Source organism: Pantoea sp. Fr-CA_6, assembly GCF_024520895.1.
Lineage (GTDB): Bacteria > Pseudomonadota > Gammaproteobacteria > Enterobacterales > Enterobacteriaceae > Pantoea > Pantoea agglomerans.
In genome coordinates this window covers 114,195-125,869 of the sequence record NZ_JALNPO010000013.1, presented here as the reverse complement: position 1 = coordinate 125,869, position 11,675 = coordinate 114,195, and the positions used below count along the sequence as shown (strand labels likewise).

10 protein-coding genes and 1 riboswitch are annotated in these 11,675 nt (G+C 54.6%); of the genes, 3 read left to right on the top strand and 7 right to left on the bottom strand.

Translation table 11 applies throughout. The features are described 5' to 3' along the window. Positions 1-307 precede the first annotated feature (307 nt). Both murI and btuB read right to left on the bottom strand, forming a co-directional pair. A complete protein-coding gene (murI, locus tag NR201_RS19425; RefSeq protein WP_089415169.1) occupies positions 308-1,159 on the bottom strand; it encodes a glutamate racemase in 852 nt (283 codons plus the stop codon). Then, entirely contained in the window at positions 1,104-2,981 is a 1,878-nt protein-coding gene (gene btuB, locus NR201_RS19420) for a TonB-dependent vitamin B12 receptor BtuB (RefSeq protein ID WP_256850078.1), read from the bottom strand. The genes murI and btuB overlap by 56 nt, the downstream gene beginning before the upstream one ends. A gap of 68 nt (positions 2,982-3,049) precedes the next feature. Further along, positions 3,050-3,233, bottom strand: a riboswitch (cobalamin riboswitch). 110 nt (positions 3,234-3,343) lie between these two features. Here btuB and trmA point away from each other — a divergent pair. After that, the gene (trmA, locus tag NR201_RS19415; RefSeq protein ID WP_256850077.1) at positions 3,344-4,447 is read left to right on the top strand and encodes a tRNA (uridine(54)-C5)-methyltransferase TrmA; all 1,104 of its coding nucleotides are present in this window, start codon (positions 3,344-3,346) and stop codon (positions 4,445-4,447) included. 38 nt (positions 4,448-4,485) lie between these two features. On the opposite strand, the gene NR201_RS19410 is transcribed toward trmA, so the two are convergent. Further along, the gene (locus NR201_RS19410) at positions 4,486-4,839 is read right to left on the bottom strand and encodes a YijD family membrane protein (protein WP_010258126.1); all 354 of its coding nucleotides are present in this window, start codon (positions 4,837-4,839) and stop codon (positions 4,486-4,488) included. Positions 4,840-4,853: 14 nt separating this feature from the next. Then, positions 4,854-5,501: an HTH-type transcriptional repressor FabR gene (fabR, locus tag NR201_RS19405; RefSeq protein ID WP_010258128.1), complete on the bottom strand. Its 648-nt coding sequence runs from the start codon at positions 5,499-5,501 to the stop codon at positions 4,854-4,856. A 192-nt stretch (positions 5,502-5,693) separates the two neighbouring features. Between fabR and sthA the strand changes: the two genes are divergently transcribed. Beyond that, positions 5,694-7,094, top strand: a complete 1,401-nt coding sequence (gene sthA, locus NR201_RS19400; RefSeq protein WP_010258130.1) for a Si-specific NAD(P)(+) transhydrogenase — start codon at positions 5,694-5,696, stop codon at positions 7,092-7,094. On the opposite strand, the gene oxyR is transcribed toward sthA, so the two are convergent. Next, entirely contained in the window at positions 7,077-7,994 is a 918-nt protein-coding gene (oxyR, locus tag NR201_RS19395) for a DNA-binding transcriptional regulator OxyR (RefSeq protein ID WP_010258132.1), read from the bottom strand. The two genes, sthA and oxyR, sit on opposite strands and share 18 nt — an antisense overlap. A gap of 124 nt (positions 7,995-8,118) precedes the next feature. Here oxyR and NR201_RS19390 point away from each other — a divergent pair, with 124 nt between their 5' ends. Beyond that, complete coding sequence (locus NR201_RS19390) at positions 8,119-8,853, top strand: glutathione peroxidase (protein ID WP_010672060.1); 735 nt, start codon at positions 8,119-8,121, stop codon at positions 8,851-8,853. A gap of 118 nt (positions 8,854-8,971) precedes the next feature. On the opposite strand, the gene argH is transcribed toward NR201_RS19390, so the two are convergent. Beyond that, positions 8,972-10,345, bottom strand: a complete 1,374-nt coding sequence (gene argH, locus NR201_RS19385; RefSeq protein WP_010672061.1) for an argininosuccinate lyase — start codon at positions 10,343-10,345, stop codon at positions 8,972-8,974. 90 nt (positions 10,346-10,435) lie between these two features. Then, positions 10,436-11,653, bottom strand: coding sequence for an argininosuccinate synthase (locus NR201_RS19380; protein WP_022624925.1), 1,218 nt, complete (start codon positions 11,651-11,653; stop codon positions 10,436-10,438). Positions 11,654-11,675: the final 22 nt, after the last annotated feature.

The window sequence follows — 11,675 nt, the reverse complement described above, 5'->3', positions numbered from 1 at the left end:
TATTTTTTACGTCCGGAGACGCTGATATCAATCCTGCGAGTGCCCACACAGATTGTCTGATAAATTGTTAAAGAGCATGCCGCGATTTACTGCGGCGCGGGCTGCGTATATTACGCTTTCCGCATTGTCAGTCAAGCATTTATTTTCGCTTAACTCACTGGTTCGTATGATTTCGAACCTACTCAACCCGGCGCTTCGTAAGCCGTTGTGCCGTGTCAGTGGAGGCGCATTATAGGGAGTTCTCGGAGGGTGACAAGTGCTAATTTCAAATAAAATTCCGAGTGCTGATTTTTTCAGCTAAAAGCCGCTAAAGCGCCAGTTTTTCCAGCAACGGGAAGCCATAACGCTGTAAAACGGGTGATAATTGTACCGCTTCGCCATCCAGCTCCGTACAAAATGCAACGTTCTGCTGCGATGAATGTACTTCAGGTGCTTCATGCTCCAGCAGCCAGGCTGTGCGTCGTGCAATTGCCGCACCGGAATCAATCAGACGCGTCCCTTCCGGTAACACCTGCTGCAACTCTTCGCGCAGTAAAGGAAAGTGCGTACAGCCTAAAACGACCGTATCCGGTGGCTCCGCCATCCGCAGCCACGGCTGAACAATACGGCGCACCTCATCCAGAGCAACTTCCGCACCATGGAGCTTCGCTTCTGCCAGTTCAACCAGCTCCGCTGATCCCAGCATCTCTATCTTGCAGGAACCGGCAAACTGCGACACCAGCTCATGGGTATAAGGACGGCGCACCGTGGCACGCGTCGCCAGCAAGCCCACTACACCATTTCGCGTCAGGCGCGCGGCCGGTTTAATCGCCGGAACCACCCCCACGACAGGAAAGGCAAAACGTTCACGTAAAGCGGGCAATGAAACGGTGCTGGCCGTATTACAGGCGATGATGACTAACGAGAGAGGATAGCTGCGGGTAATGGCCTCAACGATAGCGACCACCCGATCCACAATGAAAGTCTCGCTTTTCTCACCGTAAGGGAAGCCAGCGTTATCGAAGGCGTAAAGATAATGAAGATCCGGCAACAGCTGACGGACCTCATCATAGACAGAAAGCCCACCGACGCCGGAATCAAACACCAGCACGGTGGGACGCAAATCAGAAGTTGTAGCTGCCGCTGAGGTAATACTCTCGTCCTGGTGTCTGATAGCCATACACTGTCTCGTAATCTTTATCGAACAGGTTGGCAATTCTACCACGAACCGTGAGTTGTGAAGTGACAGGATATGAGACGGCGAGATCCCACAGGCTGACGCCCCCTAACTTCACGCGACGGCTGGGAGAGCTGTTAAAGTCCGTATCATAACGGTCACCCAGATAATGATAGGTGACTGACCAGTCAAACTCATACAGCGTCCAGTCGAGCTGGTATTTCACCTGCTGCTTAGCCCGGCGTACGAGCGGCTGATCGGTGCTGCCATCCCGCGCGTCGACATAATCATAAGAGAGCTGATGCGCCAGCGGCCCGGTGTCGAATCCTGCGGTCGCTTCAACGCCTTTAATGCGAGCCTGCTTAATGTTGTAGTAACGGAAAGTCGCCGGATCACTATCAATCAGATTATCGATGTCGTTGCGATAGCCCGACACACGCCAGTTCACCGGTCCGCTCAGCCCTTCAAAACCGCCTTCCCACTGCTTACTTTTTTCAGGATCGAGGTCGCGATTGCCATAAAACGGGCTGTAAACCTGCGACAGATTAGGTGCTTTAAAAGCGGTGCCATAAGAGGCGAACGCGCGGTAGCCGGAGATAAACTCCCATGAGGCCGCCGTCTGCCAGGTGTTATGCCAGCCAAACTGATTGTTGTCGTCACCGCGTACCGCACCTTCAAGGGTGACGCTGCCAAACTGCTGCTGGCCGGTCAGGTAGAGACCGGTATTACGCTGCTCATAACTATCTGACAAAGTGTTCGTGCCCGGCTCGGTCGTCTCTTTCTGCCAGTCGACACCCGCGCTGATCGCCCCCTGCCCCACCTGCACGGTGTTGCCCCACTGCAGATTGTACTGGGTGACATCATCAAAGGTGGACGCGGCACCGTAGCGACCATTGCGCGGATCGTAGTTGATGTCTTTGGTATGGCCATAACTGGCGATGAGCTGGGTAGAGTAGAAGTCACGATTGAAGCGTAACCCGGTGTCCCAGGTCTGGCTGTAGAGCTGGCGGGTATCCGCCAGCCCGATAATATTGAAATTATTATCATAGGTGTATGAACCGTCGTAGGCGGTGCGGTTATCAAACCCGTAGCCGCGCACAAAACCACTGAGTTCATCGCTGAACTGATGCTCAAGGTTGCCATACAGGGTTTTGCTCATGAAGCCGTCGCGATCGTGCTGCGCCGGGCCATAGTCATTGGGATAACCCGCCACCACGTCATACCCTTTGGTATAGGTGTAGTTGCCTGCCAGGGTGAGCTTTGTCGCATCGCCCAGCATCTGCTGGGTTGAGCCGTCGTAGGATTGATAGCCGTTGGACCCGACGCCCGCCGTCAGCGTGGTGCCGGGTTGCGATCGGCCCGTAATGATATTCACCACGCCGCCAATCGCATCGGAACCGTAGACTGCAGAACGCGCACCGCGAATATATTCGATGCGCTGCACCAGTGACAGCGGGATCTGGCTGAGGTCAGACGAACCAGTGATGCCCGCCTGATTAAGCCGGATACCATCAATCAGGATCAGTACATGTCTCGATTCGGTGCCCCGAATAAACAGCGAACTCTGCTGCCCTAACCCGCCACTTTGCGCGACATCGACACCCGGCAGGCGGCGCATCACATCGGTCAGGCTTTTGGCCTGCCAGCGATCAATCTCATCACGTGTGACAACGGTGGTGGGAGCCAGCACACCTGAAACAGGTTCAGCAAAACGGTTGGCGGTGACTATTTGCGTATCATCATTCCCCTGAGCAAAACCGTATTGCGCCCAGAGAGAAATCGCCGTTGCGCTCAGAGCGAACAGCGAAGCAGTTTTTTTTGTCATTTTTATCGCATCCATAAGACGAAGCAGGATGCCGCAGGCCGACAATCAATAGCACGCGATGATTGTACGAGTAGCGACGTTACACCGGCAGGTCTTCGGGCTGGGAACCATAAGTGATGATGACTTCCCATCCCACAGGACAGTGTCTGCAATTGCACTCATCACGACATTCCTTACCGCTGCGCGTCAGCTCCAGATTCACACTGGATTCCCTATTAACTCGGGCTTGAGGCCGGCGTCTGCAGTCTACGGAGTGGAGATACGGAAGTCCAGACTGCCAAACATCTTCTCGCTGCGGGACTGGACATCAGCAAGTGAATGCCTACAATCGCCCGCTGGTAAGCTATTAATCAGGATTGCTCATGACACCCGAACATCTCCCCATTGAAGACTATGACGCACAGCTGGCGGAAAAAGTCAGTCGTTTAGAGACGATGATGACACCGTTTGCTGCGCCCGACGTGGAGGTGTTCCGTTCACCGGTCAGCCACTATCGGATGCGCGCCGAATTCCGCCTGTGGCACGACGGCGATGATATCTATCACATCATCTTTGATCAGCAGACACGCGAGCGGATCCGTGTTGATCAGTTCCCGGCGGCCAGCCAGCTGATCAATCAGCTGATGCCAAAGATGATCGCCGCGATCCGTGATAACCGTACCCTGCGTCATAAACTGTTCCAGATCGACTATCTGTCGACCCTGAGCAATCAGATTGTGATTTCGCTGCTCTATCACCGCAAACTGGATGATGAGTGGCAGCAGGCAGCCGCGGCGCTGCGTGACCAGTTTCGCGCAGAAGGGCTGGATGTGCAGTTGATTGGTCGCGCCACCAAAACCAAAATCTGTCTGGATCTCGACTACGTTGATGAGTGTCTGCCGGTAGCGGGTCGCGAGATTATCTATCGTCAGGTCGAAAACAGTTTTACCCAGCCTAATGCGGCGATGAATATTCAGATGCTGGAGTGGGCGCTGGATGTGACGCAGGATTCACAGGGCGACCTGCTGGAACTCTACTGCGGTAATGGCAACTTCTCGCTGGCGCTGGCACGCAATTTCCGCCGCGTTCTGGCGACTGAGATCGCCAAGCCCTCTGTTGCGTCAGCACAATACAATATTGCCGTGAACCAGATTGATAACGTGCAGATCATTCGTATGGCGGCGGAAGAGTTTACCCAGGCGATGAATGGCGTGCGCAGCTTTAATCGTCTGGAAGGAATTGACCTGACCAGCTACGAATGCGAGACGATTTTTGTCGATCCGCCGCGCAGCGGACTGGATGAAGAGACGGTGAAAATGGTGCAGGCGTATCCGCGCATCCTTTATATCTCCTGCAATCCGCAGACCCTGAGCGACAATCTGCAGACGCTGGCGGAAACGCACGATGTGACGCGGCTGGCGCTGTTTGATCAGTTCCCCTATACCCACCATATGGAATGCGGTGTCCTGCTGACACGTAAAGCGTAAACAAAAACGGGAACCCTGAGGTTCCCGTTTTTTTATCACTACTGATTACGCTTGCGCTTAAAACGCGTCGCAATCCAGAACACCAGCGCTACCATCAGAACGGTGGGAACGAAGTTGGAGCCAATATCCGGGTATTCTGCCCGCACCAGCGCGCTATAAACCAGAATCCCCAGCAGGAAAAACGCCGCTGCCAGTCCTGGCATACCGTCCGGCATATTGGTGTTGAGGTAACGCTGATGCAGACACCAGGCCGCCAGACCCAGCGCAATCAGCGGAAAAATCGAAAATGGAACAAAGGCGCTGAATAGCACAGAAAACGAGCCGTTAATTGCTAAGCCGGTAATAAAAGCCAGTACCAGTGTGCTTTTATCGCGAGTACCTGGGTGGGTCATGGACTGATCCTTACTCATTGCTCTTCGGGTTTTTCCAGGGTGGCCGCCAGTCGCTCTTGCTCCCGGCGGTACCAGTAATAAGCGCCTTTGGCGATCATACGCAGCTGTAACACCAGCCGATCCTCAAGCTTACGTCGCTGCTCAGCATCAACATCCAGTGCTTCTGCACCGGCGCTGAAAACAATGGTCACCATCGCTTCAGCCTGCGCTTCGGTAAAACTGCGCGGCATGCGATTTTCGACCTCAAGATAATCGGCCAGTTCAGCGATAAAGTGCTGAATTTCACGCGCCACGGCGGCACGAAAAGCGGCAGAGGTGCCGGAACGTTCACGCAGTAACAGGCGGAAAGCGTTGGGATTGTTGCCGATAAACTCCATAAAGGTCGACACCGACGTTTTAATGATGCTGCCGCCTTTGGCAATACGCTGGCGCGCCTGGCGCATCAGCTGTCGCAACATCAGCCCGCTTTCATCTACCATCGTCAGGCCAAGCTCATCAACATCCTTGAAATGACGATAAAAGGAGGTAGGTGCAATCCCTGCTTCACGGGCAACCTCCCGCAAACTCAGACTGGCAAAACTGCGCTCGGCGCTGAGCTGACTGAAGGCGGCTTCAATCAGTGTACGTCGTGTACGTTCTTTTTGTTGCGCTCTGACGCCCATTCTCTCTGCCTTTAGCGGTGTTAAGCAGGCACTATATCAAAATTTTCAGCGTACAGATTGGCAATCTTTGTCACCGCCTGTGAACCTCACTCTTTGTCAAAATGTGATGAAAATCGCTGATAGAATTCAGAAGTGCGCGACGAGATGTTAGAATCTCGTTGTAAAAATGTATAAATAATAGGACGTATCGGTATGCAAAAGTCTTACGATTACGATGCCATTGTGATTGGCTCAGGGCCCGGCGGTGAAGGGGCGGCGATGGGGCTGGTAAAACAGGGAGCGCGCATCGCCGTGATTGAACGCTACCACAACATCGGCGGCGGTTGTACGCACTGGGGCACCATCCCTTCTAAAGCCCTTCGCCACGCCGTCAGTCGCATTATTGAATTCAACCAAAATCCGCTCTACAGCGATCATACCCGACTGCTTCGCTCCTCTTTTGCCGACATTCTCAATCACACTGAAAACGTGATCAGCCAGCAGACAGCCATGCGTCAGGGCTTCTACGAGCGTAACCGTTGTGAACTTTATCAGGGCGATGCGCATTTTGTTGATGCCAACACCATTGAGATTGAGCAACCGGATGGCACGCGTGAGACGCTGACGGCAGAGAAGTTTGTTATCGCCTGTGGTTCACGACCTTACCATCCTGACAATGTCGACTTTACCCATCCACGCGTTTATGACTCCGACTCTATTCTCAATCTGCACCACGAACCGGGCCACGTTATTATTTATGGCGCGGGCGTGATTGGCTGTGAATATGCGTCGATTTTCCGTGGACTGAACGTCAAAGTTGACCTGATTAACACCCGCGATCGCCTGCTGGCGTTTCTTGATCAGGAGATGTCTGACTCTCTCTCTTACCACTTCTGGAACAGCGGCGTGGTGATTCGTCACAACGAAGAGTTTGAGAAGATCGAAGGGGTGGAAGATGGCGTCATCATGCATCTGAAGTCGGGTAAGAAAGTGAAAGCCGACTGTCTGCTTTACGCTAACGGCCGTACCGGCAACACCGATTCGCTGTCGCTGGAAAATGTGGGTCTGGAAGCGGATGGTCGTGGCCTGCTGAAAGTGAACAGCATGTATCAGACGGCTCAGCCGCACATTTATGCCGTTGGTGACGTGATTGGCTATCCAAGCCTGGCCTCAGCCGCCTACGATCAGGGCCGTATTGCCGCTCAGGCGATTATCAAAGGGGAAGCGTCAGCGCACCTGATTGAAGATATCCCAACCGGGATTTACACCATTCCGGAAATCAGCTCCGTGGGTAAAACCGAGCAGCAGCTGACGGCAATGAAGGTGCCTTACGAAGTAGGCCGCGCGCAGTTCAAACATCTGGCGCGAGCGCAGATCGTTGGCATGAACGTTGGCAGCCTGAAGATTCTGTTCCATCGGGAAACCAAAGAGATTCTGGGAATTCACTGCTTTGGTGAACGTGCCGCCGAGATTATTCATATCGGTCAGGCGATCATGGAGCAGAAAAACGGTGGCAACACGATTGAGTACTTCGTGAATACCACCTTTAACTATCCGACCATGGCCGAAGCCTATCGCGTTGCGGCGTTAAACGGCTTAAACCGCCTGTTTTAACGCGGCGTCGAAATAGTGCTGCATGTGGGTTTTAATCGCCTCTGCCAGCTGTTCATAACGGCTGCGCAGTGGTGAACCCGGTCGATAGACCAGCGCAATTGTACGCTGTGGCACCGGTTTGTAGCAGGTGAGATAGCAGACGCCGTCGCGGATACGCTCCGGTGGGACTGCCAGCGCCGGTAACAGCGTAATCCCGCTGCCTGCCGCCACCATATTGCGCAGCGTCTCAAGACTGGTCGCACGGAAATGGGTATCTTCATCGGCGCCCGCCTCAAAGCAGAACCCCATCGCCTGGTCACGCAGACAGTGCCCATCTTCCAGCATCAGCAGCTTCTCGCCTGCCAGATCGGACATAGGCACCCGGTCGCGATCGCACCAGGGATGATCGGCATAGACTGCCAGCTTCATCGGCTCATCAAACAACGGCACTTCGATAAAGGCCTGACTCTCTTTGACCAGCGCGATAATCGCGCAGTCCAGCTTGCCGCTATCGAGCTGTGCCAGCAGTTGCTGCGTCTGCGCTTCGTGCAGATACATCTCCAGTTTCGGGAATGTCTGGTGCAGCGTCGGGATAATCTGTGGCAATAAGTAGGGCGCAGTGGTCGGGATGAGGCCGATATGTAGCGGACCTGACATCGCTTCCCCTTGCTGACTGGCCATCTCTTTCAGCACTTTCACTTCACGCAGCACCGTACGCGCCTGATCCACCAGCAGCAAACCTGCCTGGGTGAACAGCACTTTACGGCTGGTACGCTCCAGCAGCATCACACCCAGCTCATCTTCCAGCTTACGGATCTGCCCGCTTAACGTCGGCTGACTGACATGACACGCATCCGCGGCACGGCGGAAATGACGGTGTTCAGCAAGCGAAACCAGATATTCAAGATCACGAATATTCATTATTACCCTCCAAGCCACGATAGCCCGTGGCGATAGATAGAATAGCAATGAACGATTGGCCCTATCAAGGGTGGTTAGGAATAATGCGCACATCAAATGGAACGCGGTATGTCAGGAGAAAAAAATGTTTGCAAGTCAGGAAGGTAAAGCTATTCCGTCAGTGACTTTTCACACACGTCAGGGCGATCGCTGGGTCGATGTCACCACTGAAGCGCTGTTTAAAGACAAAACGGTCATCGTTTTTTCACTGCCGGGCGCATTCACACCGACCTGCTCCTCCAGCCATCTGCCGCGTTACAACGAATTAGCGGGTCTGTTTGCCCAGCAGGGTGTGGACAGCATTCTGTGCGTCTCGGTGAATGACACGTTTGTGATGAACGCCTGGAAAGCAGAACAGCGCGCAGACAACATTACCTTTATCCCTGATGGCAACGGCGAGTTTACCCGCGGCATGGAGATGCTGGTTGAGAAAGCCGATCTCGGCTTTGGCCCACGTTCATGGCGCTATTCGATGCTGGTGCGTAACGGCGTGGTAGAGAAAATGTTTGTTGAGCCAAACAAGCCGGGCGACCCATTTGAGGTCTCTGATGCCGACACCATGCTGCGCTATCTGGCGCCCGAGTGTAAAGCTCAGGAGTCGGTTTCAATCTTCACTAAACCTGGCTGCACCTTCTGCACCCAGGCAAAACAGATGCTGATGGATCATGGTATTCAGTACGAAGAGATCGTGCTGGGACAGGATGCAACAACCGTGAGTCTGCGCGCCGTTTCAGGCCGGGCGACGGTACCGCAGATCTTCATGGGAGGTCGTCACATTGGCGGCAGTGAGGATCTGCAGCAATATTTGCTGTCAGCGTAAGAGAATCTGAGCGTCGGCCGGGAGAGCAGGCGCTTTGATGATGTGCCTATAAAAATGAGTAATTCTGAAGCTAGAGGTTGGCGGGCATTTAATGTGCCCGCTTTTTTTTACCTGTTAATTACGCCAGACGCTGCTTTGCGTCACCGATGGCACGCGCAACCTGCTGTGGCGAGACGCCGCCCTGTGCATTACGCTTATCCAGACAGGACTGCAGCGCCAGAATCGGATAGACATCCTCGCCAATCACCGCACTGAACTGCTGCAGCTGTGCCAGCGACAGCGCTTCCAGCGCCACACCCTGCCCGATGGCGGCAACCACTACTTCCCCGACGATATGGTGTGCTTCACGGAACGGCACGCCTTTGGCGACCAGATAGTCAGCCAGTTCAGTGGAGTTTGCGTAACCCTGTTCAGCCGCTTCCTGGCAGCGCGGGCGTTTAACCTGCAGGCCATCCAGCACCAGAACTGACATATGCAGACAGTCGAGCCAGGTGTCGAGCGCGTCAAACAACCCCTCTTTGTCTTCCTGCATATCTTTGTTGTATGCCAGCGGCAGACCTTTCAGCGTCATCATCATGCCGGTCAGCGCGCCCTGCACCCGGCCACACTTGCCGCGAATCAGCTCCAGCGCATCCGGATTTTTCTTCTGCGGCATCAGCGATGAGCCGGAGGTCACTTTATCTGACAGTTCGATAAAGCCCGCTTCACCGGTGTTGAAGAAGATCATATCTTCGGCGAAGCGCGACAGATGCACCATGCCGATGGCAGCGTCAGAAAGCAGCTCCAGCACGTGATCGCGGTCTGATACGGTATCCAGACTGTTGCGCGTGGCAGAAGCAAAGCCCAGCCAGCCTGCCAGCTGCTGACGATCGATCTCATACGCGGTACCGGCCAGTGCGCCACAGCCCAGCGGGCTGACATCGAGCCGCTTCAGCGTATCCTGCAGACGGCTCTCGTCACGCGCCAGCATTTCAACGTAGGCCAGGCACCAGTGCGCAAACGTCACCGGCTGCGCACGCTGCAGATGCGTGTAGCCCGGCATCACCGCATCCTGATTGGCTTCGGCGGTGACCACCAGCGCCTGCTGCAGATCTCGGGTGGCACCCAGCAGCGCCTCAATCTGCACCTTGCACCACAGCTTAAGATCGGTCGCGACCTGATCGTTACGGCTACGTCCGGTGTGCAGTTTTTTGCCCAGCGCGCCCACCTTGTCGATCAGCTGGCCTTCAACCCAGCTGTGGATATCTTCGGCGTCGCTCTGCAGAATCTGCTCAGGATCCTCACGGACTTCATCCAGTAACGTATTCAGGGCTGCTTCCAGCTGCTGCTGCTCATCCTGAGTCAGGACATTTACCGTCACCAGCGCTTTGGACCAGGCAACAGAGCCAATGATGTCCTGCTCTGCCAGGCGGTAATCGAAGCGCAGCGAGTCATTGAACTGTTTAAAACGTTGATCCGCTGCCTGAGTAAACCGTCCACCCCAAAGTGCCATGTGAAAACTCCTCTGAATCGTTAAACAAGGGGCGGCATAAATGCCGCCCCTGAAATGAAACTGTGAGGCGAGGCGCACCTCGCCTGAAAATTACTTCTTCTGCTCGTTCAGGGCGCGGATACGCGAAGAGAGCGAGAACAGACGGATAAAGCCGCCCGCATGACGGTGATCGTACACTTCATCTTCACCGAAGGTGGCGAACTCTTCCGAGTAGAGGCTGTTCGCGGAACGCTTCTGGGTGGCTGTCGCCTGGCCTTTGTAGAGCTGCAGCACCACTTCACCGTTAACCTCTTCCGCCAGCGATTCGGCAGCGGCCTGAATCGACTTACGCAGCGGGGCGAACCAGCGACCGTCATAAACCACATAGGACATCTCGTGGCCGAGCTGCTCACGCCATTTGAAGCTATCGCGATCCAGCACCAGCTGCTCAACCGCACGCAGCGCATTGACCATGATGGTGCCGCCAGGGGTTTCGTAGCAGCCGCGCGATTTAATCCCTACCAGACGGTTTTCAACGATATCAATACGGCCGACGCCATGTTTGGCGCCCAGCACGTTAAGTTTTTCCAGGCACTGGAACGGACTCAGTTTTTCGCCGTTAACCGCCACGACCCGACCTTTTTCCACGGTTACGGTCACTTCTTCAGGCTGGTCAGGGGCTTCCAGCGGATCGACAGTCCAGACCCAGCAATCTTTATTCGGTGCATTGGCCGGGCTTTCCAGCACGCCACCTTCGGTGGAGATGTGCCAGGCATTCTCGTCGCGGCTGTAGATTTTCTCCAGTGACGCGGTGGTCGGAATGTTGCGCTCTTTCAGGTAGTCCAGCAGCGCTTCACGTGAACGCAGGTTCCATTCACGCCACGGTGCCACCACTTTCAGCTGCGGTGCCAGCGCGGTGTAGGTGGTTTCGAAACGCACCTGGTCATTCCCTTTACCGGTTGCGCCGTGACACAGCGCATCCGCACCCACTTTCAGCGCCAGCTCAACCTGTGCTTTAGCGATGATAGGACGTGCCATTGAAGTGCCCAGCAGATAAGTGCCTTCATAGAGGGCGCCAGTCTGCAGCACCGGATAGACATAGTCGCTGATGAACTCTTCACGCAGGTCAACCACGTGGCATTCAGATGCGCCGGACTGCAGGGCTTTCTTCTCTACACCTTCCAGATCGCCGCGCTCCTGACCGATATCTGCGACAAAAGCGACGACTTCACAGCCGCCGTAGTTCTCTTTCAGCCATGGAATGATGGCCGAAGTATCAAGACCACCGGAGTAAGCCAGAACGATTTTTTTGATGTTTTGCGTTTGCATTTCGTAATCCTTGAATCAGAGT